Annotated in this window: 16 protein-coding genes and 9 pseudogenes; 16 read left to right on the forward strand and 9 right to left on the reverse strand. The window is 34.5% G+C overall.

What is annotated here, in order from left to right; genetic code table 11:
• Position 1: 1 nt before the first annotated feature.
• Positions 2 to 475, reverse strand: a complete 474-nt coding sequence (locus AAGD87_RS02950; protein WP_341817516.1) for a transposase — start codon at positions 473 to 475, stop codon at positions 2 to 4.
• 215 nt (positions 476 to 690) lie between these two features.
• Positions 691 to 927 (reverse strand): transposase, encoded by a 237-nt coding sequence (locus AAGD87_RS02955; protein ID WP_264339149.1) that lies wholly within the window; start codon positions 925 to 927, stop codon positions 691 to 693.
• A 244-nt stretch (positions 928 to 1,171) separates the two neighbouring features.
• Here AAGD87_RS02955 and AAGD87_RS02960 point away from each other — a divergent pair.
• Positions 1,172 to 2,154, forward strand: a pseudogene (locus tag AAGD87_RS02960) (IS4 family transposase); the annotation flags it as partial.
• A 193-nt stretch (positions 2,155 to 2,347) separates the two neighbouring features.
• Here the strand turns inward: AAGD87_RS02960 and AAGD87_RS02965 are convergent.
• Positions 2,348 to 3,295 carry an IS110 family transposase gene (locus AAGD87_RS02965; RefSeq protein WP_209472550.1) on the reverse strand — a complete coding sequence of 316 codons (948 nt, stop codon included), beginning with the start codon at positions 3,293 to 3,295 and terminating at the stop codon, positions 2,348 to 2,350.
• A 216-nt stretch (positions 3,296 to 3,511) separates the two neighbouring features.
• Between AAGD87_RS02965 and AAGD87_RS02970 the strand changes: the two are divergent.
• Both AAGD87_RS02970 and AAGD87_RS02975 read left to right on the forward strand, forming a co-directional pair.
• A pseudogene (locus tag AAGD87_RS02970) lies at positions 3,512 to 3,919 on the forward strand (IS4 family transposase); the annotation flags it as partial.
• Positions 3,920 to 4,075: 156 nt separating this feature from the next.
• Positions 4,076 to 5,038: pseudogene (locus AAGD87_RS02975) on the forward strand (hypothetical protein); the annotation flags it as partial.
• A gap of 9 nt (positions 5,039 to 5,047) precedes the next feature.
• Here the strand turns inward: AAGD87_RS02975 and AAGD87_RS02980 are convergent.
• A pseudogene (locus AAGD87_RS02980) lies at positions 5,048 to 6,357 on the reverse strand (IS4 family transposase).
• 90 nt (positions 6,358 to 6,447) lie between these two features.
• On the opposite strand from AAGD87_RS02980, the pseudogene AAGD87_RS02985 reads away from it, so the two are divergent.
• The 7 genes and pseudogenes from AAGD87_RS02985 to AAGD87_RS03015 form a co-directional block, all read left to right on the forward strand.
• Positions 6,448 to 7,341 (forward strand): annotated as a pseudogene (locus AAGD87_RS02985) (hypothetical protein); the annotation flags it as partial.
• A gap of 6 nt (positions 7,342 to 7,347) precedes the next feature.
• Complete coding sequence (locus tag AAGD87_RS02990; protein ID WP_155968663.1) at positions 7,348 to 7,908, forward strand: hypothetical protein; 561 nt, start codon at positions 7,348 to 7,350, stop codon at positions 7,906 to 7,908.
• Positions 7,901 to 9,088 carry a phage tail sheath subtilisin-like domain-containing protein gene (locus AAGD87_RS02995; RefSeq protein WP_174515985.1) on the forward strand — a complete coding sequence of 396 codons (1,188 nt, stop codon included), beginning with the start codon at positions 7,901 to 7,903 and terminating at the stop codon, positions 9,086 to 9,088. Before AAGD87_RS02990 ends, AAGD87_RS02995 begins: the two co-directional genes overlap by 8 nt.
• 11 nt (positions 9,089 to 9,099) lie before the next feature.
• Positions 9,100 to 9,597, forward strand: coding sequence for a phage major tail tube protein (locus AAGD87_RS03000; RefSeq protein WP_010082216.1), 498 nt, complete (start codon positions 9,100 to 9,102; stop codon positions 9,595 to 9,597).
• Between the two features lie 61 nt (positions 9,598 to 9,658).
• Positions 9,659 to 9,859 carry a hypothetical protein gene (locus AAGD87_RS03005; RefSeq protein ID WP_007303020.1) on the forward strand — a complete coding sequence of 67 codons (201 nt, stop codon included), beginning with the start codon at positions 9,659 to 9,661 and terminating at the stop codon, positions 9,857 to 9,859.
• A complete protein-coding gene (locus tag AAGD87_RS03010; RefSeq protein ID WP_010082215.1) occupies positions 9,843 to 10,124 on the forward strand; it encodes a type II toxin-antitoxin system RelE family toxin in 282 nt (93 codons plus the stop codon). Before AAGD87_RS03005 ends, AAGD87_RS03010 begins: the two co-directional genes overlap by 17 nt.
• Positions 10,125 to 10,344: 220 nt before the next feature.
• Positions 10,345 to 11,318 (forward strand): annotated as a pseudogene (locus AAGD87_RS03015) (IS4 family transposase); the annotation flags it as partial.
• Here the strand turns inward: AAGD87_RS03015 and AAGD87_RS07785 are convergent.
• Entirely contained in the window at positions 11,285 to 11,440 is a 156-nt protein-coding gene (locus AAGD87_RS07785; RefSeq protein ID WP_410541886.1) for a hypothetical protein, read from the reverse strand. The pseudogene AAGD87_RS03015 and the gene AAGD87_RS07785 sit on opposite strands and share 34 nt — an antisense overlap.
• Between AAGD87_RS07785 and AAGD87_RS07790 the strand changes: the two are divergent.
• Positions 11,423 to 11,758 (forward strand): annotated as a pseudogene (locus AAGD87_RS07790) (IS4 family transposase); the annotation flags it as partial. The gene AAGD87_RS07785 and the pseudogene AAGD87_RS07790 overlap by 18 nt on opposite strands.
• Here AAGD87_RS07790 and AAGD87_RS03020 read toward each other — a convergent pair.
• The gene (locus AAGD87_RS03020; protein WP_341817742.1) at positions 11,745 to 12,605 is read right to left on the reverse strand and encodes a hypothetical protein; all 861 of its coding nucleotides are present in this window, start codon (positions 12,603 to 12,605) and stop codon (positions 11,745 to 11,747) included. The pseudogene AAGD87_RS07790 and the gene AAGD87_RS03020 sit on opposite strands and share 14 nt — an antisense overlap.
• Positions 12,606 to 12,667: 62 nt before the next feature.
• A complete protein-coding gene (locus tag AAGD87_RS03025) occupies positions 12,668 to 14,179 on the reverse strand; it encodes a cytoplasmic incompatibility factor CifA (protein WP_341817743.1) in 1,512 nt (503 codons plus the stop codon).
• Between the two features lie 376 nt (positions 14,180 to 14,555).
• Here AAGD87_RS03025 and AAGD87_RS03030 point away from each other — a divergent pair, with 376 nt between their 5' ends.
• Both AAGD87_RS03030 and AAGD87_RS03035 read left to right on the forward strand, forming a co-directional pair.
• Entirely contained in the window at positions 14,556 to 16,844 is a 2,289-nt protein-coding gene (locus AAGD87_RS03030) for a hypothetical protein (RefSeq protein WP_341817744.1), read from the forward strand.
• Between the two features lie 448 nt (positions 16,845 to 17,292).
• Positions 17,293 to 17,451 (forward strand): hypothetical protein, encoded by a 159-nt coding sequence (locus AAGD87_RS03035; protein WP_341817746.1) that lies wholly within the window; start codon positions 17,293 to 17,295, stop codon positions 17,449 to 17,451.
• 184 nt (positions 17,452 to 17,635) lie between these two features.
• On the opposite strand, the gene AAGD87_RS03040 is transcribed toward AAGD87_RS03035, so the two are convergent.
• Together AAGD87_RS03040 and AAGD87_RS03045 are read right to left on the reverse strand one after the other, a co-directional pair.
• The gene (locus AAGD87_RS03040; RefSeq protein ID WP_182309724.1) at positions 17,636 to 18,175 is read right to left on the reverse strand and encodes a pyrimidine dimer DNA glycosylase/endonuclease V; all 540 of its coding nucleotides are present in this window, start codon (positions 18,173 to 18,175) and stop codon (positions 17,636 to 17,638) included.
• Between the two features lie 20 nt (positions 18,176 to 18,195).
• Positions 18,196 to 19,092 carry an Rpn family recombination-promoting nuclease/putative transposase gene (locus AAGD87_RS03045; RefSeq protein WP_341817747.1) on the reverse strand — a complete coding sequence of 299 codons (897 nt, stop codon included), beginning with the start codon at positions 19,090 to 19,092 and terminating at the stop codon, positions 18,196 to 18,198.
• 113 nt (positions 19,093 to 19,205) lie between these two features.
• On the opposite strand from AAGD87_RS03045, the pseudogene AAGD87_RS03050 reads away from it, so the two are divergent.
• From AAGD87_RS03050 to htpG, 3 genes and pseudogenes are all read left to right on the forward strand, one after another.
• Positions 19,206 to 19,703 (forward strand): annotated as a pseudogene (locus AAGD87_RS03050) (helix-turn-helix domain-containing protein); the annotation flags it as partial.
• Positions 19,704 to 19,721: 18 nt separating this feature from the next.
• Positions 19,722 to 20,483, forward strand: a pseudogene (locus tag AAGD87_RS03055) (recombinase zinc beta ribbon domain-containing protein); the annotation flags it as partial.
• Positions 20,484 to 20,593: 110 nt separating this feature from the next.
• Positions 20,594 to 22,489 carry a molecular chaperone HtpG gene (gene htpG / locus AAGD87_RS03060; protein ID WP_182309722.1) on the forward strand — a complete coding sequence of 632 codons (1,896 nt, stop codon included), beginning with the start codon at positions 20,594 to 20,596 and terminating at the stop codon, positions 22,487 to 22,489.
• Positions 22,490 to 22,494: the final 5 nt, after the last annotated feature.

Genomic DNA, 22,494 nt, shown 5'->3' on the forward strand with positions numbered 1-22,494 from the left:
ACTATCTCAAATTTAGCCATACCAATATCAGTGAATTTATTAAGCAAATAGCATTTAGTTCTTTTTCTCGATTTATCTCAGATTTATTCCTAAAACTAAATCCGAATATTTGCTTTAATCTTGAGAAAAACCCTTCAATATAAGATCTTTTCCCATAATTTACTTCTTTTTTCCATTCTTTCATGCCATCTTCACCGTATAATTTTATTAACCTAATAGCAGCATTCCTGTTAGACATATAATCTATTTCTGGATGTTCTGCCGCATTGTTTATTGGTGGAATTTTTGTCTTTATATCATATTCGTTACACAACTTATAAAACTTGTGCCTATCACATGCTCTATCTGCATATAGTGCTTTTATGGCATGCTGAAAATCAACTTCTTTTAGCAAATCACAAGCTCCATAGTGATCAGAGTAGACACCGTTACTGTATTTTACAGCTATGGCTTTTTTGTTGTTTATATTCAACATTACGTGCAATTTTCTCGTTTGCTCATAGCCACGATATTTTCTGTCAGTGCTATTTTCCTTGCTGTATGTTGTTGTATATACTAATTCCTGTACTGTCTATAGCAATTTCGATATCTTCCATATTATTTTCTGCAATCATTTATCTTAATATTAAGTTTCTTAAACCTTCTTGATGCTTGTGAATAGCTGATAACTGCCAAATCTCTTCCTATTTGTTACAAATACCCTTTTATAAACCCGACTGTTTGTCTTAAACCAATTCTAAAGAAACTGACGATTATATGCACCAAAATCACAACTTTATCACTATAAATATAGTTGCCGCCCTGCATTTTTGGACAATTCTCGTACCAATTTTCTATGGCGTCATTGATATAACAAAAAATGCTTCCTCTTTCTTGGAGAAATTTGTTATATTCATGGCAGTTACTGACTCTCATTTTTTGTGGCATATTTTTTCTTCAACAGTTAAATGGCTATTTATAATGAATTTTGTCAGTAACTGCCAGTTCTTTTCACTTGAGCGATGCAACAAAGCCCACTGCGATCCAGTTTCACCTTGTGATGGTGTCATGAAAGTAGCTGACACTGGTTTCCATCCAAGACGGTGTCATTCCTTACTATTACCCACAAATATAAATGGACTAAAAAGTAAAATATTACAATATTAAAGTTTGCAAATATTGAGGGTGTAAAATGGCAAGTAAAAGTAGTGAATGGGCTAAAAATGAATTTGGAGATAAAAGATTAACTGACCGATTAGTAAAGATTGCTGATAGTTTGATAAGTTTACCTGAAAGCTCAATTAATGAGGCATGCGGAAGTTGGTCAGAAGCAAAAGCAGCATACCGTTTTTTTCAAAATGAGAATGTAAAAGAAAGTGATATTTTAGCTACACATATTAATAAGACGGTTGAGAGAACAAAAGCTCACAAGAGGGTTCTTGTCATTCAAGATACCAGTTACATTGTATATAATAACCATAAAAAAACAAGCGGATTAGCAAATTTGTCCAGTTATGATACTGCAAAAGGTATTATAATGCATACAGCTCTTGCCGTTAGTATAGAAGGTTTGGTACTAGGGATACTAGATCAAAAAGTTTATTCAAGACCTGAAGAAACTGAGAACCTTAAAAAAAAGAGCGATCGCATTGAAGATAAAGAAAGCGTAAAGTGGTTGGAAACTTTAAGAAAAACAAATAATATTATTGATCCAACTCAAACTGAGACTATAACTGTATGCGATAGAGAAGCAGATATATATGACTTTTTTGAGCTTGCACATAATCTTAATTCGGCAGTGCTAGTTAGAGCATGCAGAGATAGAGCAGTAAATAGAAAATCTCGATATCCTGAAAAAGGTGAGCAGAAGTTATGGGCATTTATTAAATCCTCTCATTGTACAGGTACGGTAGAAGTTGAAGTTCCTGTAAAAGATAATAAGCCAAAAAGAACAGCACGTTTGGAAGTTAGATTTGGAAAGTTTATGATGAATCCATCTAAGAATAATATTAGGCATAAGACGGAAGAACTACCTAAATTACCACTTTATGCAGTTTATGTTGTTGAGAAAACTCCCCTTCCCTTAAAAAAAAACCGCTAGAATGGATGCTATTAACGAATCTTTCAGTTAATACTTTCGATGAAGCTGTTGAAAAAATTAGTTGGTATCAACTATGTTTTTTAAAAATTTTTTTATTTGTGTAATTTTGCAAATTATATGGGCAATAAAAACCCGTTTGTCATAGAAATAGAATTTTATATCAAACAGCTACCACAGCAATTTCTGCTTAAGCTAATGAATATGTGCTTTAAGTCTGTGTGGACGCACATATTCATTAGCCAATTTCAGTTACCGTTGTGAAGATTTTTAAGTATGCAAATTAATTGCTTCTTTAAGTCTTGTATTAGCAATTACTATAATTTTACGCATTAGGGCTGTTATAGCCACCATCTTCTTCTTACCACTTTCAACAAGCTTAGAATAAAAGGCGCCAAGTATAGATTTCGACCTTGTAGCAGCCATAGCGGCTGTAAAGAGCTTTGAACGAACGTTACTTCTACCACCTGTAATCCTTCGGTAACCAACAGCTTTACCACTTTCTTTTGGATGCGGTGCAACTCCGGCAAGACTTGCTACTTCTTTTCTATTTAAGTAACCAAGCTCTGGCATTAAACACAAAAAATCTTGTGATAACTTTTTACCTATTCCAGGAACTGTTTTAAGAATTTTTTGGCGTTGTTGTAATTCGCGGCTTTCATCAATAATCTTTTGTATAGTATCATTGAGTTCGTTTATTTGACTATCGAAAAACTCAATGGTCTTTTGACAGCTTTCTTTTATATGATCATTTTCCGGTGCTTCAAGTCTGCATTTTTCTTGAGTTCTCATTTGCGTAATATCATCACGACGTTGACAAAGTGCAGCCAAAGTTGATTGTTCTGTAGAGGTAGGTACAAATAGAGAGATAGTTCTATGGCGTTCAAATCCATATTGAGCAAGAGCTCTTGCATCTGATCTATCAGACTTTGCTAAAGTTCCGTGAGATAAAATAAAGCTTTTTACTTTACGAGTATTAGCTCGATGCACGGCAATATTTTTGTCGGTAAGAAAATGTGATAAGCCAAGCTCATATTTCCCTGTATTTTCTAAAGTCACTAAAGCATTAGGTAGAATATCTGAAAACTCTTGAAATAATTGTTGCCAACCAGAAGCATTATTATCAAATTCGACAGCATTCTTCTGTTTGTGAATTGCAACGACATTTTTAAATTTTCCGATGTCAATGCCAATAAAATTTTGATAAGATGTAACCATAATAAACCTCGATAGTTTTAGTTAATTTAAGATTGTAAACGGGTGCATATATATGTCCCAAGCAACTATTCAAACGTATCGAGAGATAGGGCTAGCGTACCTTGATACCAACGGTTGTAATACCAATTTCCTTTCGGTCGCGCACGCCCGCTATTCCTAGTGAGCAGGGTTATCTTTCTCTCTTATCTCTTTTATATCACGTTTTTAACTTACAATTGCCTTAGATGGAAAATAGAGATATTACATAAAATTTTAAATTCGGTCTCAAAGTTGAAGAATGTAGGCTTGGAATAGCAGAAAGACTAATGAGATATCTAACAGTTATGAGTATTATTGCTTGGAGGATCTTCTTTATTACATCAATTGCAAGAGCTAACCCAACATTACCATGTACTACCTTATTAGCTGAAGAGGAATGGAAAGTTTTATACGTTAAAATACACAGAAAACCATGTCCAAGTGTAGTTCCCAACATAAAAGAAGCTGTTTCATGAACTTGGAGGCCATTTAGCAAGAAAAAATGACCCAGAACCAGGACCTTATGTTCTTTGGAAAGGATATAAACGTCTCTTTGATTTAGCAGAAGGATGGCGACTTGCTCACGAACCTCATATTTGTGGGTAATAGTAAGTTGTTAGCGGGATCTGGAGATACCGCGGCGGTATGACGTAGGGAATCTTACTTATTATAGCTATAGTTCTACATGAATTACAAAAGTAATATTTACTAGATCTTAATATTTTAGATCTATATTTCAATAAATAATGAGCTGTAATTAGTATGAATAATCCATTTAAAAGTGAGAACTATAAAAAAAATCTCGATTCTCTGATCAAAGCTGTAAAGCTAGGAAATGCAGAGAAACAATATAACAAAACGTTAAGGGATTTATCTCATGCATTAGAAGGTTTTACAGGTGAGGCAAAAGGTATAGCTGAGTTTGTTATATATACTGACTTGAACAATTATGTAGAACAGCCATTAGGTCTTTTTAAAACATTAATGAATAGAATTTTGGGAAAAAATTTTCCAACCAAGAACAGTAGTATAAGTAATTTTGTAAATGATGAGTTGTCAAGTTTCACTTTAGAAACAGCAGCTAAGTATACAAGAATTTTAAAAAAAATTGATCTCTTGGAACAATTAGAAAAAGATTTCAGAAAAAATAATATTTTAAAAGATTCTTTAAATTTAGAACAAAGTGAAAAGAGTAAAGGAAAAGATAGATCACACGAAGTGAGTTTGGAAGGTAGAAAGCAAAAGGAAGGTACTTTTGAGCTGCGAAAAGAAGAACAGCCGAAAGAAAAATTAGGTGGTAATCGCATGAGGCAAATAAAGCGACCAACAACAGCACCTCCGGCTGCTCCAGATTCGAGGAAGGTACGCTTTAAATCAGAAATATCCTCAGATGGAGAAAGCAAGGCAAAGTCTACATCTTCTTTACTAAAAGGAGCTAATAGTTTTAGTATGCCTGATGCTAAGGAAAATCCTTCTGAGGATTCAGGCTATGAAAGTTCATTAGATCAGGGGTCTGAATATGAAGACATATCAAATTATCAAGAGAAAAAGCAAAAGGAAAATCCTTTATATGAGCAGAGAGAAGATTCAGGCTATGGAAGTTCATTAAATGAAGAGTCTGTATACAAAGAGATATCAAATTATCAAGAGAAGAAGAGTAAAATTTTAATAGAAAATTCGCAGAGTTCAAAATCGCCCAAAGAAGAGCCAATTTATGCAACCATACGCGTCAAGTTAAGAGATTGTGAGCAAATTTAGAGAGGTTAAAGTGGATACTCTAGCCCTTCTACGTTTGTCTTTTAATGAAAATCGCGACCAAGTTATAGTGAGTTTTTTAAGAAATGCTTTTAAACTATTAATTTTGGTTAATACTAAAAATAACTCTCTAACCCGCCTTTTTAGCTCAATAAATGCCTTTGTTAAGCTAAGTTCTGTATTCTTTTTCACTTCTGTGCAACCAACTATGCCGTGAAATATAAGAATTGCGCACAATTTAGCATATAGTTCACATAATACTCTGCATGGCTTTCCTTTTAGCTTATCAAGCCTGATATGGCTTTTATACAATTTAAATAATAACTCAATTTGCCACCTTACTCTGTAAATCGTTAATACTTGCTCAGCACTAATTTTATTTTCTGGAACATTAGTTATAAATATTGACCAGTTCAACAATTTTTGATTTCTTTTAGAGGATCTGCGATCTTGCTAATCTATTAGCTTTCCTTCTTCTGCCCATAGACTGTTCTTCAGTTAGTTTCTGACATATAATTCTTACTCTAATTTTTGCTTCTTTTCCTAACAATACCTCGTTTTCTAAAAATAACTTATCCTCTCAACATTCTAATAACTCCATTTTTTGATTTGTTTCTACATCATATATGTTGGTATCGACGACTTATGAAATAAGCTCCTATTTCATTGATTTGTTTAAAAGAACTTGGCACAAAATAACCGAGATCAGATATTAGCAAATCATTGCTTAATATATTACTTAAATGTTTCCTATATCCCTGGTCTGATCTTACCCCCTCCGTTAAATTAAGTTGGTCTATTATCTGATTCATGTAGTCGAAAACTAATTGTAACTTTATTCCAGACTTAGTATTGCTTTCATAGCCACTGTAGCTAGTACCATAACCTTTATACATCTCTTCCATACTGTTAGGTAGAGTAATATAGCTACTGTCCAATAATTTAACACTATTAAATTGCTGTAAGATTTTGCAATCAACTTGCAAGATATTTTTAAAGAGAATCACAGATTCATTATACATCCTTTTCATAAATTCCACTGCTTCTTCAGTAAATCTAAAATCCAAACCTTGTTTTGTTATATCTATCGAGTCCTCGTTTAGTAATTGACACATTGTTTCTACGCTACAATTATCAACTCCTATATTACCCAAGACCATGGCTTTTACGAATGATGAACCTTTTAGCTTTCTCTTTCTTTTTATAAACCTTGTTGTAATTGAGATTTTCTCTGCTTTTTCATTAAAAAATTCTTTGAGCTTTTTTGATAAGCAAGTTATTTTATTCATTGGTTCTCTCACTAAAAGTATATCTGGGAGAACTTATACCTTATTATTCTATCTCTTTCATACCTTTATTTCCTTAACTTGACGCGTATGGATGTGCCAAGTGGCTCATCAATTATTAGGGAAATAGAAACTCGAATTGAAAACATCTTGAATGAGGTAAAAACTCGGGATGAACAGTTAAAAGCGTCTCTTATAAATGAAATAAGAAAGCGCAACATGGTTGAACCAGGGTCATTACCTTTCTTATTTGGTGTACTTGGCAGAAAAAATAATTATTTTGGCCACGGAACTTTTACGACAGAGCTTGGAAAGTGGAGTAGTGATATAACAAAAACTGACTATATGTTACAACTACTAGCAGGTAGCCATACGTACAATACAGATTACGTTAGTTTTTATCGGCCAAGACAACTAAGTTTTATAGAGGGAAGTAAAGGAACATTTATTTACGGAGAGTTATGCACAAAAAGTTTTTCGGGTAGTTATGATGAGATATACTATTACCCGTATGCTGCACTTGGAGTAGTATTTGTAAAAAATACAACCAATGTGAACATAAATAAGACAATGGAATTTGTTGGATCATCGTATTCGAGTACGGAGTATGGGGGAGCAGGATTATTTGTGGGAACTCCTGATAACACTAATTCTAATAAATCAAGTATTTCAAAAATAGTATGGAAAAATGTTTACCAATACACGAGTTCTGATAGCAAGTTAGCCGGATCTGGTAATGTGGAGATTCCAGCAGGAAAAACAGTTGCAATATTACTTTACACATCATCTTATCTGTATTCCAGAACACAAGTTAGTCAAGGTATGCTTGCATCAAATTATGTACACAACTATGGTCAATTTATTCAGTGGGGGATTTATAACATACGTAGCAATTTTCTCACCACAGGGCTTGAGGTAGATGTGGAAAGGACGCTCAGGGGTTGGCAATGTCCAGGATTATCTAACACGTATGAGATTTGGAGGTAACAAACAATGTCTATCTACATTAGATTTGAAAATGATAAACAAGTAGAAACAACAACACTTGAAAGCAAGCCAACTGAAAATGATTGGTATGAAGCACCAGAAGATTTTGATTGGCAAAAAAGCTATTGTTTAACAGAAGGAGGAAAAATTGCTCAGCGTACTAAAGAAGATATACAAAAGGAGTTACTGGATAATGCGAAGCTTTGTGCATTTGATAGTATGCGTTTCTATTATGATAATCATACTCACCAATATGCAGGTCATTCTCACCAAAAAGCTAAATCTTATGAGATTCAAGCGGAAGCCGCAAAAAGCATTCTAGCAGCACCAGAATCTATAGATGAAAAGGATAAAGAAATTATAGAACCTTTAGCAAAAGTCCGTGGTATTACGGTTATTGAAATGGCAAGAATAATTGAGGAAAAAGTGAAAAAAGCAGTAAAAGCAATAATTAAATGTGAAGAGCTTGAAGATTTAGCCAAAAGAAAGATTGAAGAAGCCAAAAGTGAAAATGAGCTACAGACTTTGCTAGATGATTTCAGGAAAAAAATACAAAGAAATGGCTGAAGAATTTTTACATGGCGTAAATGTTATTGAGGTAACCTCAGGAGCAAAGACAGTACGTACAGCTAAATCATCAGTGATAGGTGTAATTGGTACTGCACCTGAAGCAGATGAGCAAAAATTTCCGCTAAATAAACCAGTGTTAGTTGCAGGAAGCTTAAAGGAAGCAGCAAAGCTCGGAAAGAGTGGCAGTTTACCTTCTGCAATAAATGGAATATTTTCCCAGATTGGTGCAACAGTAGTAGTTATTCGAGTTAAAGAAAGTGAAAACAGCGATCCAAAGCTCAAAGAAAGTGAAACTATTCAAAGTATAATCGGTGGAGTTGATAAAGAGACTGGAGAATATCAAGGGATAGAGGCATTCCTCAGTAGTGAAAGTATAGTTCATGTTGCTCCAAGAATATTAATTGCACCTCAGTTTACTCATCAGTTACCTGAAATAGATGGAGTAAATCCAGTAGTGAGTGCTTTAATTTCCATAGCAGAAAAATTAAGAGCAATTATTGTTGCAGACGGACCAAATACTAATGATGAAGAAGCAATAAAATGGAGAAAAAGTGTAGGCAGCTCAAGAGTTTACGTAGTTGACCCATGGATTAAGTTATTTATTGAAGGAAAAGAAAAAATCTTGCCATCGAGTCCATTTGTAGCTGGTTTAATAGCTAAAATAGACAGCGAACAAGGCTTCTGGCATTCACCTTCAAATAAAGAGATAAATGGTATTGTTGGCACAAGCAGGCCTATTGATTTTAGCTTAGGTTATGCAAATTGCAGAGCAAACCACTTAAATGAAAATGAAGTAACAACGATAATTCATCAAAACGGCTATAGGCTTTGGGGAAATAGAACATGTTCAAATGACTCAAAATGGGCTTTTCTGTCAGTGAGAAGGACTGCAGATTTAATCAATGATAGTCTACTTCGAGCTCATTTATGGGCAGTTGATCGCAATATCACCAAAACTTATATAGATGATGTGATTGAGGGGGTGAATTCTTATTTGGCCAATTTAAAAGTACAAGGAGCGATTATTAGCGGAAAATGTTATGCAACTCCAGAGCTCAATACACCAACAAATATTGCAAGCGGGAAAGTATATTTTGATTTCGAATTTACACTACCATATCCGGCTGAGCAAATAACATTCAAATCTCATCTCGTAAATAATAGTGTAATAAGTTAGGAGAAAGCAAAGTGTTACCGAAAATACTGAGAAATTTTAACGTATTTGTTGATGGCCGGGGTTATGCAGGAAAAATAGATGAAATAACCTTGCCGAAGCTTACCATAAAAACCGAAGAGTACAGAGCTGGTGGTATGGATATTCCAATAAATATTGACATGGGCATGGAAAAGCTTGAAGCAGACTTTACTTTTGCTGAGTATGATTCAGAACTATTTAGACTTTTTGGCTTGATAGATGGAAACTCAGTATCTTTAACGCTCCGTGGAGGAATGCAAGGTAATGATATTGAAGCAGTAATAATCAATTTAAGAGGCATTTTTAAAGAGTTTGACTTTGGCAACTGGAAACCTGCTGAGAAAGCAACGCTGAAGTGTACTGTAGCTGCCCATTATTATAAACTTACTATAGGTGGTAATGAATTAATAGAGATCGATGCTGAAAATATGATTAGAAAGATAAATGGCGTTGATCAAATGGCCTTGCTACAAACGATTCTAGGGATCTAATATGGTTGACAAAATTACATAAAAATGTTAAAATATAAGAAGTTGTAGGTATATAGTTAATATGGATTCTAAAGCTCATACAAATTCCATAGAGCAGCTAACTGGTTTACTTGTTAGTGTAGCACAATCTCAAGACAAGTCCGTTTTAAAGTTATTAACTGAATTAATGGAAGAAGAAATTGAAGATATGGAATTATCTAAGATTGCTGACGAACGCTATAAAGAAAAGAGGGTTAAACATCAAGATGCCTTCTGGGATTAAGCCTTACAATATAGACTATTCAGAATCTGTTATAAAGAAAGACATTCCGGCTCTTCCAGCAAAAGTAAAGTTAATGATTAAGAAGGCAATAATGGAGCGTCTAACAGTTGATCCAATTGGACTTGGAAAGCCATTAAAGCATAACTTAAGTGGACAACGTAGTCTACGGGTGAGTACCTATCGTATACTTTATTATATAGATGTACCAGAACATACAGTAGTTATTACTTCAATTGAACACAGAAAAGATTCTTATCAAAGCTAATCCTATTTATAGCACCATACAAAGAAATTAGTTATGTAAAAGCCGATATAGACTTTTATTTAATTAACTTTTTAAGGAGGAACATGCAAGCTATAACACTTAATAACCCAATAACAGTTGATGGAATTTCCATACGCGTCAAGTTAAGGAAATAAAGGTATGAAAGAGATAGAATAATAAGGTATAAGTTCTCCCAGATATACTTTTAGTGAGAGAACCAATGAATAAAATAACTTGCTTATCAAAAAAGCTCAAAGAATTTTTTAATGAAAAAGCAGAGAAAATCTCAATTACAACAAGGTTTATAAAAAGAAAGAGAAAGCTAAAAGGTTCATCATTCGTAAAAGCCATGGTCTTGGGTAATATAGGAGTTGATAATTGTAGCGTAGAAACAATGTGTCAATTACTAAACGAGGACTCGATAGATATAACAAAACAAGGTTTGGATTTTAGATTTACTGAAGAAGCAGTGGAATTTATGAAAAGGATGTATAATGAATCTGTGATTCTCTTTAAAAATATCTTGCAAGTTGATTGCAAAATCTTACAGCAATTTAATAGTGTTAAATTATTGGACAGTAGCTATATTACTCTACCTAACAGTATGGAAGAGATGTATAAAGGTTATGGTACTAGCTACAGTGGCTATGAAAGCAATACTAAGTCTGGAATAAAGTTACAATTAGTTTTCGACTACATGAATCAGATAATAGACCAACTTAATTTAACGGAGGGGGTAAGATCAGACCAGGGATATAGGAAACATTTAAGTAATATATTAAGCAATGATTTGCTAATATCTGATCTCGGTTATTTTGTGCCAAGTTCTTTTAAACAAATCAATGAAATAGGAGCTTATTTCATAAGTCGTCGATACCAACATATATGATGTAGAAACAAATCAAAAAATGGAGTTATTAGAATGTTGAGAGGATAAGTTATTTTTAGAAAACGAGGTATTGTTAGGAAAAGAAGCAAAAATTAGAGTAAGAATTATATGTCAGAAACTAACTGAAGAACAGTCTATGGGCAGAAGAAGGAAAGCTAATAGATTAGCAAGATCGCAGATCCTCTAAAAGAAATCAAAAATTGTTGAACTGGTCAATATTTATAACTAATGTTCCAGAAAATAAAATTAGTGCTGAGCAAGTATTAACGATTTACAGAGTAAGGTGGCAAATTGAGTTATTATTTATAGCCTTTCTTATAATAGTCCGAATGCGATAAGATATGTGTTTATGGCTATAGCAGGCCAGTAGCATATTACGGTCTGTTCGGATTATTGTAAAAAGAGCTATAAATTGTATAAAAGCCATATCAGGCTTGATAAGCTAAAAGGAAAGCCATGCAGAGTATTATGTGAACTATATGCTAAATTGTGCGCAATTCTTATATTTCACGGCATAGTTGGTTGCACAGAAGTGAAAAAGAATACAGAACTTAGCTTAACAAAGGCATTTATTGAGCTAAAAAGGCGGGTTAGAGAGTTATTTTTAGTATTAACCAAAATTAATAGTTTAAAAGCATTTCTTAAAAAACTCACTATAACTTGGTCGCGATTTTCATTAAAAGACAAACGTAGAAGGGCTAGAGTATCCACTTTAACCTCTCTAAATTTGCTCACAATCTCTTAACTTGACGCGTATGGTCTGCGTAACGACGATAGATTCGAGTTATGTATGGCAAAATTTCTTCGTACATTCTATCTCTTACATCTTGCCTTTCGTTTCCTGCTATCATCTCTATAAAATTGTCAATTCGTTGTTGACCTGGTGCTACTTGTGCAAAAGTAATGATTCTATCAAGTCCTTGCCTTATTCTGGCGCGTCTAAGTCCTGCCGCAACTCTGTCATGTCTATCAAGTCTTCTTATTTCTCGTCTTAAGTGACGAATGTTCACTCTATGATCATGTAAAATTTCTCGTCTAATATAATTAACCTCAGATGCTGAATATTCGCCAAATTCACTTCTACCTTCATGATCTTCTTCACGAATCACTTCAAATACTGTTGAAATTCTCTCTCCCTGACCCTTGCCCTTTCCATGCATGCATACTTTGTATTGCTCAAAGCTTAGGTGTTCTTCCATTAAATTTGGATTTTGCCGTCTAATCTCTCGCACTAGAGCATCTCTTTCCCTTGTACTGAACCTTAACCCATCACTATTAGGGACGTCAGAAATGCTGTAACATCTTACAACCTGCTGTCCGTCAAGATTACGAGTCAAAACAGCAACTTTTAGGTTTCCTGTATTTCTATTTCTGCCTGTACGCGGATTAACACCATGATTATCAAAACGAAAATATACTTTTTCATCTGTTCTTAAAATTCCAGCATCATGTGCAGTAGCAAACATACTAAAAAAGAATATAGGAAGGAAACGACCTACACCCACATGATGCAAGAAAAATGGACAACGATCTAGAAAAGACTCAAATTCTCGTCTAAAACCCTCAAGATCTCTATCTACTAAACTTCTCACTAAAGACGCAAAACACCTCTCTATTTACTAGGACCAGAAAAACCACTTACATTGATGAAAGACTACTTATTACCACTAGGCGTAAAGGGCTTTTTCCTCTCAGGAGAACCAGAAGGACTCACATCAGGAGATTCAAGCTCGGACCCTGGCCCATCACCAGAAGCATCATGTCTTATGGGAGAACGAGAAAAACTGGGATCTTCAGCTTCTACTATTACTCTGGAACCACCATTCCTAGCAGGTAAGGGTTCTCTCTCTAACTTAGAAAACAATAACTCTTCTGCTAACTTGACGTAGTCCATACCTTCCTTCTTTCCTTCTCTGCCACATAATCTAAGATTTTCTATCATGACTTCTTTAAAAAGTGAAAACTTTTCAGGAAAGGAATCTCGAGCAAATAAGATTATATTTTTTATTTCTTCTTTCTCTATTTCTTCTTTCCCATCAGGCTTACAAACATCTTCTCGTTTCCAATTGACTATTAATCCTGCAAGCATACCACTTATGTGAACTGTATAATTAGAAGTATTAACAGCAGCCTTTTTGTATTCACTCAGTCTATCACACTCCCAAATCTTCATAATAAGAGATCTTGCTTGAACACTTGACTCAGGATTTTTCAACATTACATTTGAAATTGATGAAAGAAGAACTTCATATTCTCGCTGTGAGAATATCTTGTCCGAATGATCTCCTTGTTCTAAAAGTCCTCTATAACACCAGCACTGCATCAAATCATGAACTGTATCAAAAAAACATGAGTCTATTAATTCAGCAAGAAGAGCATACACTCCCTTATCTTTTCGTAGCAATCTTTGTAAAAGAACGCCTTTATCAGTTATGTTATTTACACAAAAATCTAAAATAGGAGCATCTTTCTCAACAGATTGAACGCGGGACAGAGCAAGAATAGCTTCTGTGAGCTTCTTTTCTTTATCTTCTTCTTTCAACAGATTATAAAAATACTCTACTCCTTCACTCCACTTAAGTTTTACAGCACTGTCAAAACCCTCTTCTGCATTACTAGGTTGCTTTAATTCCCCAGATTCTTTATCGATCCAGAAGTTAAATACATCACCATTTCTCTTCATACTACCTAACAGGGATTTTCGTACGTATTCGTTAATTTTAGTTTCAGTTTTGCCTTTAAATGCACCAGAAGGAACCCTTTTTTTATAAGCTTTAAATCTTTCTTCAAAGAGCTGATGGATTTTATCTACCACACAGTAACTACAAGCCATCTCGTATCTGCGGAGTGGATTATCTATTCTTATGCGAAGCGAATTATCTCTTTCATCTATTTTTTCTTCAGTAACCCTTTCACGCAAAAAAGTATTATTTAACCTTGTACCTGGCTTGTCTTTATCTAACTTTACCCAGCAACCTTCATCTTTGAATATGAGGCACAAAAACTCCAGCTTATCATCTTTAAAGCATTTTATGTGATCTACATAGGTCTCGACCCACCTTTTAATAGCTAACTTCCTTCCAGCCACAATGTCAGGATTTTCGTGTTTTATCACATCTTGTAGTTTTTTAAGTACCGCAGCGTGACGCTCTGTTTCTATTGGCATTTAAACCTCCCTATATCATGAAAACAACGCTATGGTACTAAATTTGTAACTAAGTTACAATACCTAACTACTCCAAAAAGACCTATTTTATATACAAATAGGCCTGGAGAGATATGTCTGGAATTATTGGGTATCTTCTGGAAATCTTGATTTAACAGCTACCACTAAGTTTTTTTTGGAGACCATAGGTGATGCACTTTTTGACATTGCGCTATTTATATTCCCAAGAATAAGGTCAATAGATATGTTGTTTTCAGAAGTATATTGATACAATTAACCGGAGAAGTGCTGGTGGCTTTAACTAAGTGGGTTTTAACCTCGCTCTTAAGTTCTGTTCAGCAGTATCTGCTCTGTTACGTTAATGTTAGGTAAGGTTATGGTTGTAAATACAAAATCCGATCAGCAGAGTGGTGAAGAAGATCTATATACTGTTTTGGGGTTTAAAGGAAAAGGAGATTTTCAAGACAAGATGAACAATATATTTAGTAATGATAATAAGGAACTTAAAAAACTACGGGACAAACTCTTTGGTAAATTAAAAAAGAAAATAATGACTGATGAAAAGAACAACCAGGCAGCTAAGAACGTTAATGATCAAATCACAAAGTCTAAAACTACTGAAAGTAAATTAAGTAATTTACTGGAATTTAAAAAACAGCTAGAAGCTTTCCTGAAGGATCAAGATAATCACGGTATTGTGTTTAATGAGATTGACTCTGTAAGTGTTGCCCCAGTTGTTGAAGTTAATGGTATAAATCCAAAATGGAGTAAGATTAAAAAGTTAAAAAAAGCTCAACCTCTCACCTCTAACAGGCAAGACTTTGAAAACGCTCTAGGGTACATAAAATCAAAAGAAGAAGTTATGGGGATTACATTAGAGGAGCTTAGTGAATACAAACAAAACTCTGTTAAGATTTTTCTACTGAACCATGTTAATTCATGCAAGAATAAAAGTTCTCAATTGCATTCTGGGGTAGAAGAAGCTACGGCAATACTATCAAGTGATAAGCTGAGGATTTTCTACGATGAGGCAGTAGAGAATAAGGTGCTACAACCGATATTATCTTACGGAGGATATAAACAAATATATGACGAAACGAACTATGCAAAAAATGAATCTCATGTTATAACCGAAAGGGAAGAACTTGGAAAGAACGTTAGAACAGTAATGGAGGTGAATCGCTTTATGAATGAAAGCAGTAGAAAAGATCAGAAAAATGGTACTAGTTCAACAGAAACTTCTACAAATTATAGACAAGAGCAAGTTGCCTCTAGTGATGATAGAACACTTTATAATAGTGATATACCTTCACTAGGTAGATCGATTGAGAGCAGCCGAAGTCGCCTGTTCATGCCATTTGGAGCTTCTGTTGATACGAGTACCCCGATTAAACCCCCTGCCAATCCATCTAACCTAGTTACCACTGGTGAGGATTATACTAGTAATGCAGATCTGAGTAATGAGTTCGGCGTAAGTGGCATGAGTAAAATTGTTGCGCCTATGGAGGTAGTAGTAAGTAATTTGGTAAAAATCAAAGAAATCGCAGAACAGCAGAGTAATACTTCACTAAGTAAAGAAGCAATAGATCTTGAAATAAATATGCGAGTTTTGATAGATGTTGTAGAAGGAGTTTTCAGAGATTGTAATAACGGATCAGCACAAAATTATCCTAAAAACATGCCTATTGAATCAGGATTGAAGGTATTGGAGCAGATGAATGAATCTTTAGATGAAAAGGTTCAAGAGTTACAGAAAAAAGTAGATGAGCTTGAAGAGGAGAATAAGGGTTTTCTAGACAAAAATGATAAACTTAAGGAAAAACTTGCTACAGCGAAAGAAGAAAAGCAATTGCTATTTGATGAAAAAGAAAAGATGCAGGAAGTTATAAATGGTCTGAATGAGAACAATCAACGATTAAGGCAAAAAATAAATGGGTTAGAAGATGATTATGAGTATGTGCTCAGAGCGGAAAAGACAAAAGGAGAAACCAAAGATTCGTGTATACAAGTGGAGAATGCAGATATACCGGAAGGAAAAGCTGAGTTACGTGAAGACTATGAAATTAAAATATTAAAGCTGCAACAAGAGATAGATGCAAAAGGGACACAATGTAAGAGATTGCTATTAGCAAATAGTATATTACGAAGAAATATAGAACGATTAGAAGTCATTGAGGAATGCTTGAGTATCGATCCCTCACATTTTTGCTCTGGAGAAAATTTGTATAATGAGCTTATTCTAACTAATGAACAGCAGGAAAATCCTGATATATTAATCCGGGATGAGATGGATTCAAAAGTTGTCACTGAGTCTGTGGGTGTTAATGTAAAACAAGGTTATAGTAAAAGGACTAGTAACCTATCTCGAGTCTCTGAACAAAGTTCAGCAGTAAAATCTCAATTCTCAGAAGCAAGAGCTCAGAGTAGAAAGCAAATAATTTATGCTGCTTCTTCTTTTATATTATCTGGAGCATTTGCTGTTGGTATAAGTTTAACAACGTCTCATTTAGGAGTATCTATTACACTTGCTTTTACTGCATTGACTCTCCTTACATTGGGATGTTATTGTTCGTATAAGGCAAGTACGACGCTTAGGAATATTCAACTTGATCAAACTTTTAAAATGGCTGATCATGAAGCTGTTTTTATGTTTCCCAGCTTATAACTATGTGGAAAAATATATTGTTTTACTCACCTCAAGAAAAGAGATAAGGGGGAAGATAAAAAGGTCTATCAGTTATCGGTGCGGCAGATTAATCTCTGACGGTGATATAGAACATTACTTATTTCTCTAGAGAATAGGGGATTAGTGAATAAATTCTAGGTGTAGAAGGAGATATAGATGAAGAAAAGACCAAATTTAGTAGAAAAATTAGCAAGATTTCTTTGTGCATGATAGTGAGAGAACAGCAAAGTAGTCGTATCAAGGGATTAGTTTATGTTCTGAACTAAGCTTTTCGGTAGGTTATAAAAGAGGTAATATCGAGACCTTCCTTTGAAGTTCCAGATTATCAGAGTACTTTGCTCTTCTGAAGTTAGTGATGTTGGAGTACCTCTGGGTCGCAGTACTGATAACCAGAATTATGGACTAGGATAAAAAAAGAGCAATCAGCATGTGCCTAGATTTGAGCAGCAGACATAAACTTGAAATTATAGCTCTTTTTACAATAATCCGAACAGACCGTAATATGCTACTGGCCTGCTATAGCCATAAACACATATCTTATCGCATTCGGACTATTATAAGAAAGGCTATACTATCAATTGGGTAAAATTGGAGAGTTTTAAATGGCTTGGGCATGTAAGGTATTCAATAAACTCCCATCTTTAAATTTGATCAAGCTTAGTTGAAAGAGTGGGGATTTTAATAATTTACCTCAAATCTAATTAAGAGTTAAAGTGAGAAGATGTTTTAGTTTTTATGCACCTTCCTCTCTACTAATTAAGGCGTTCTTTTTATTTGCGGCTTTTCAGCCGTACTATTCTTCTTAGCAACCAATCCGGTACTTCTCTACCCTTTTCCCACTTAGCAAACCTCATCTTTTCTTTTAGGTAGTACTCTCTGTAAGCTTTTACTGAATGACTAGACTTATATTGATCTGGTAACGCCTGTACAAAAGGCTTTATATCGGTTGATTGAAAAACAAGCAAATTCTTATTACTATCACACCAATCTATAACTTCTTCTGATTTATGTTTTCTTTTATATCGCCAAGTATACTCTTTGCACAGCTCCCTTCCGTATTTTATTAACCAGAAAAAGTTCCCTTTTGACTGTCTAGCCCATAAAGAGCAAGGATGGTTTTTGTGAGTAAGTTTATATGGAACTTCTATATTTTGGTTTGTGATACTGACAAAAGGGTTTGGTGCTTTTAACGCTGTTGAAAAAACATTACTGAGTAATTGAGCAGTTTCTAATGGCATTTTCACTATATGCTTATCGCATAACATTCGTGCTGCAATTACTGGGTTTTCATCTAGTACAAAGATGTTCATCTAGGTGTCAAAAGATAAAATCAAATTAAGTCTTTGACTTCGTTAACTGTAAGACCAGTAGTTTGAGCTATAATATCAATGGAAACAACTGCTTTTAGTAGATTCTTTGCGACCTCAATTTTCTCTGCTTTTCTGCCTTTTTTATGTCCGATAAGGATGCCTTCTTCTCTACCTTTTTCAGTAGCATCATCGAGTTTTTGTTCCAAGATAGCAGCTTCTTTCTGTAGATCCATTACCCTTTCTTCATAAGCTAATAGGTCCTTCTCATTCCAATGGAACTTACCTAACTCATCATATGCTAGCTTTATTATTGGTGATTTTTCTGCTATTTTCCTTAAATCTTCATCAGTTGTTTCTTCTGCATATTTAAAGAAAAATAGCCAACGATCTACTACATTTTCTAGCTGCTCTTCTTTACTCTTAGGAAACTTTGGCAGCTCAATAAAGATAAATTGAAAATCTTTTAAGTCATGCTCGTTAGTTTTTTCATCTCTTATGGTATGGCTAGATATATAATCAAGCTTATCAGGAAATAAATTACAATTGGAAATAGCAATAAAGAAAACCTTCTTTAAATCAATGTACTTACCACCTTTATCAGCCTGCCTTGAGTAAGCCTTAGCAGCATATAATTGAGCCTGTTTTTCAAAGCCTTTATCACGAGCGAGTTGCATTTCCGCAATATAACTATTTCCATATGAATCCTTACAAAGAACATCAACAATGCTTTGTTTATCAGAAGCAATCTCAGGATCCATAATAGTGCTAAGGAACTCAACATCTTGAATAGCGTTAACCCCAGTAAAACCTAAGATGTCATTTAAGAAGTGAATAAGGATATTCTTATTTTTCTCAGTGCCAAACACTCGTTTAAAGGACAGGTCGAATTTTGGATCAAGAAACTTAGAAAGAGCCATGAGAAAGTAAGTTAAAAAGCATTGATAATTATACACAATTATGAAGAAATATTCAACTAAAATGCAAACATTTTGTATATCTTTATTTTGTAGTATTAACCTATATAATATTTATGGCAAATATCTCGATAAGGTACCAAATAGCGCAAAAAGTAAGGAGCTGGAGGTTAAAGCGAGGTTATACTCAAAAAGATTTAGCGGAGAAAATCGGCGTAACGTATCAAATAGTACTACAATATGAAAAAGGAACACGTAAAATTTCGATTGAGAAGTTATACGCTATGGCAGAGATATTATCAATTAATATTAAGGATCTTATTCCTGTATCAAATGAAAAAATCTGTCTTGAAGATGAGGGGGAAGAAATATTAAATTTAGTAAGAGAATATAAAAAGATTAATGATCAAGAGTTACGTAAGATATTTTGTTTACTAACCAAGTTTGTTCAAATTAGTGAGAAAAGTAGTAAAAAAACGGAGAGAATAAAAATTGCAAAGGGTTTGGTTAAAGAAGGAATTTCTGTTGATATTGTTGCAAAAACAATAGGTCTCTCTGCTGATGAATGTGTTGAAGAAAAAGTTGGTTCTATCTACTGCCAAATAGGAAAAAAGAAATATCTATTACAAGGTCTAGTTGTGTGTCAAAACTGTGGATATGCGTATAGTGGTGCACAATGTGGAGTTGAAGGAAAAAAGTTTAGCTATTATCGCTGTAGTAGTACTATACGTATTACTGATGGTAGGGAGAAGTGTACTAATAAATTGGTCCGTACAGATATGTTAGAAACAGCTATATGGGAAAAGGTGAAAAATTTACTAAAAAACCCAGAGATAATAAAAAATGAGTATCACCGTAGAATTGCAGAAAATAAAAATGATGAATCATCAGATAAGAAGTTTGCAAGAAGGGAAAATCAAATAAAACAAGGCATCGAAAAGTTAATGGAAGACTATTATAGTCAAGAAAATGTAGGAGATAAAGGATATATAAGTGAGGAAGAATTTAAACAGACGATGAAAGGAATGAGGGAACGCTTAAGAGGGATAGAAGAAGAGAAGAAAAAGGTAGTTGATCAAAAAGCAATAGAGAAGGGAATGAACCTTATCATCAACAGTATAAAGAGTCTTTATTCCAGTGTAAAATCTAATTTGGAACAGCTAGATTGGCAAACTAAGCGTGGCATCATTAAAGCATTAGTAGAACGAATTCAGATTGGTTATGACCAGGTAGAAGTGGCGTTTAGAATCGAAGAACCAGCACAGGATGGAGAGATTTTTAATTTGCAACATTGTACTGGACGTCATGATAAGGGGGCTGGCGAAGGGTGTCAAGGAAGTTTTTCGTTTCATCCAATGCGCTGCCAAAAGTTTGTTATGCAAGAGATCCCATAAATTGGGTGTCATAATAACTACACCCACATTAATTTTGGTGTACGTGACCTTGAAAGATCGTGATTCAATACTTAAATTATTAGGGTAGTAGGCAAATAATGGAGCTCAAAATGCATAATGTACAAGAAACTGAAAATTTAAAATTTGACGCTGAGGTAGGGAAAGTACTGAATATAGTGATTCATTCACTTTACACCAATAAAGACATTTTTCTGCGTGAATTAATATCAAATGCATCAGATGCATGTGATAAGTTGCGCTATGAATCTCAACTAAACCCTAATTTGCTAGATTTGAGTGACGAATTAAAAATCACTATCAGCTCCAATAAAGATAAGAACGAGCTATATATCACTGATAATGGCATTGGAATGAATAGACAGGATTTAATAGACAATCTTGGTACAATTGCAAGCTCTGGTACGCAAAAGTTCTTGGATGCGATTAAGAATAGCAAGGATTCAAGCCAAACTGTGGAGCTGATTGGGAAGTTTGGTGTTGGTTTTTACTCAAGCTTTATGGTTGCATCAGAAGTAATAGTAGAATCGAGAAAAGCTGGAGAAGAGGAGTCTTGGATCTGGCAATCCAAAGGAGATGGGGAATATTCAATCAGCAAGTCAGATAATCAAGTCCCTCGCGGAACCAAAATTACGCTCATTATGCATCCTGAAGAAAACGAGTTTTTAGATAAATTTCGTGTTGAAAATATTGTCACTACTTACTCTGATCACATAAATTTTCCTGTTGAATTTATAGACGAAGAAGGAAAAAGTGAAAAGTTAAACAGTAAGGCTGCAATTTGGACTAAGCCAAAAAATGACGTTACTCAAGAGGAGCACAACGATTTTTTCCGCAGTGTTGCTCACGTTGGCGGGGAGCCCTGGATGATATTGCATAATAAAAATGAAGGTGCAATAGAATATACAAATTTGCTTTATGTTCCTTCTATAAAACCTTTTGATTTATTCCATCCAGATAGACGTTGCTCTGTGAAGTTATATGTAAATAAAGTATTTATCACTGAAGATAACGTACAGATTATACCACAATACTTGCGTTTTCTGAAAGGCGTGGTTGATTCACCGGACTTGCCTCTTAATATCAGCAGAGAAACGCTGCAGAATAATCGTGTTGTTGAGCAGATCAGAAAATCTCTCACTAAGCGTGTGATATCAGAGCTCGGTAAAAAAGCAAAAGAGAATTTAGAGGAATATACAAAATTCTGGACCAATTTTGGTGCAGTTTTAAAGGAAGGTCTTTGTGAAGCTATGCCAACTGATGAGAGAGAAGCACTACTCTCAATTTGCAGATTTCATAGTACTGGTGATGAGAAATTAGTCAGCATTGATGACTATATAAGCAGAATGAAGCCTGAGCAGGAACATATCTATTATCTCACCGGAAATAGCCTCGATTCAGTGAAAAACAGTCCGCAACTTGAGGGGTTCGTCAGTAAAGGGCTGGAGGTTCTTCTGTTCGTTGATCCAGTGGATGATTTCTGGACTAGTGTAATTCATGAATATAAAGATCAAAAGTTTAAGTCTGTGACTCGCGCTGATGTTGATTTGGAAAAATTCTCTTCAGAAGAAGATAAGAAAAATGAAGAAAACAAATCGAATGAAGAAAAAACTGAGGAAACTATATTGCAATATTTTACCACAGTGCTTGGAGATTCAGTAAAAAGCGTAAAAATTTCCAAAAAATTGACTGATAGTCCCGTATGCCTAGCGGTTGATGAAGGTGCTATGGATCTTCGCATGGAGCGTTTTTTGCGTGAACAAAAGCAGCTAAATTACCGCACGCCAAAGGTGCTTGAAATTAACACTAAGCATCCTGTAATAAAGAGTATAATGAAATCTTATGCTGAAAGTGGTGAAAACCCAACATTGGAGGACATGGTTCACTTATTGTTTTACCAAGCTTGCATCGTGGAAGGCGAAGAGATGGATGACGCGAGCAGCTTTGCTAAGAGACTGAATAATTTGCTTGGCAAGATTTCTGTTTAATGCTA

Source organism: Wolbachia endosymbiont (group A) of Pherbina coryleti (genome assembly GCF_964026875.1).
Classification (GTDB): Bacteria; Pseudomonadota; Alphaproteobacteria; order Rickettsiales; family Anaplasmataceae; genus Wolbachia; species Wolbachia pipientis.

Excerpts from the sequence above, each read along its gene's own strand:
- AAGD87_RS02950 (WP_341817516.1), bottom strand. The coding sequence starts at position 475 with ATGTTGAATATAAACAACAAAAAAGCCATAGCTGTAAAATACAGTAAC.
- AAGD87_RS02955 (WP_264339149.1), bottom strand. The coding sequence starts at position 927 with ATGCCACAAAAAATGAGAGTCAGTAACTGCCATGAATATAACAAATTT.
- AAGD87_RS02965 (WP_209472550.1), bottom strand. The coding sequence starts at position 3,295 with ATGGTTACATCTTATCAAAATTTTATTGGCATTGACATCGGAAAATTT.
- AAGD87_RS02990 (WP_155968663.1), top strand. The coding sequence starts at position 7,348 with ATGTCTATCTACATTAGATTTGAAAATGATAAACAAGTAGAAACAACA.
- AAGD87_RS02995 (WP_174515985.1), top strand. The coding sequence starts at position 7,901 with ATGGCTGAAGAATTTTTACATGGCGTAAATGTTATTGAGGTAACCTCA.
- AAGD87_RS03005 (WP_007303020.1), top strand. The coding sequence starts at position 9,659 with ATGGATTCTAAAGCTCATACAAATTCCATAGAGCAGCTAACTGGTTTA.
- AAGD87_RS03010 (WP_010082215.1), top strand. The coding sequence starts at position 9,843 with ATGCCTTCTGGGATTAAGCCTTACAATATAGACTATTCAGAATCTGTT.
- AAGD87_RS07785 (WP_410541886.1), bottom strand. The coding sequence starts at position 11,440 with ATGGCTTTTATACAATTTATAGCTCTTTTTACAATAATCCGAACAGAC.
- AAGD87_RS03025 (WP_341817743.1), bottom strand. The coding sequence starts at position 14,179 with ATGCCAATAGAAACAGAGCGTCACGCTGCGGTACTTAAAAAACTACAA.
- AAGD87_RS03030 (WP_341817744.1), top strand. The coding sequence starts at position 14,556 with ATGGTTGTAAATACAAAATCCGATCAGCAGAGTGGTGAAGAAGATCTA.
- AAGD87_RS03035 (WP_341817746.1), top strand. The coding sequence starts at position 17,293 with ATGTGCCTAGATTTGAGCAGCAGACATAAACTTGAAATTATAGCTCTT.
- AAGD87_RS03040 (WP_182309724.1), bottom strand. The coding sequence starts at position 18,175 with ATGAACATCTTTGTACTAGATGAAAACCCAGTAATTGCAGCACGAATG.
- AAGD87_RS03045 (WP_341817747.1), bottom strand. The coding sequence starts at position 19,092 with ATGGCTCTTTCTAAGTTTCTTGATCCAAAATTCGACCTGTCCTTTAAA.
- htpG (WP_182309722.1), top strand. The coding sequence starts at position 20,594 with ATGCATAATGTACAAGAAACTGAAAATTTAAAATTTGACGCTGAGGTA.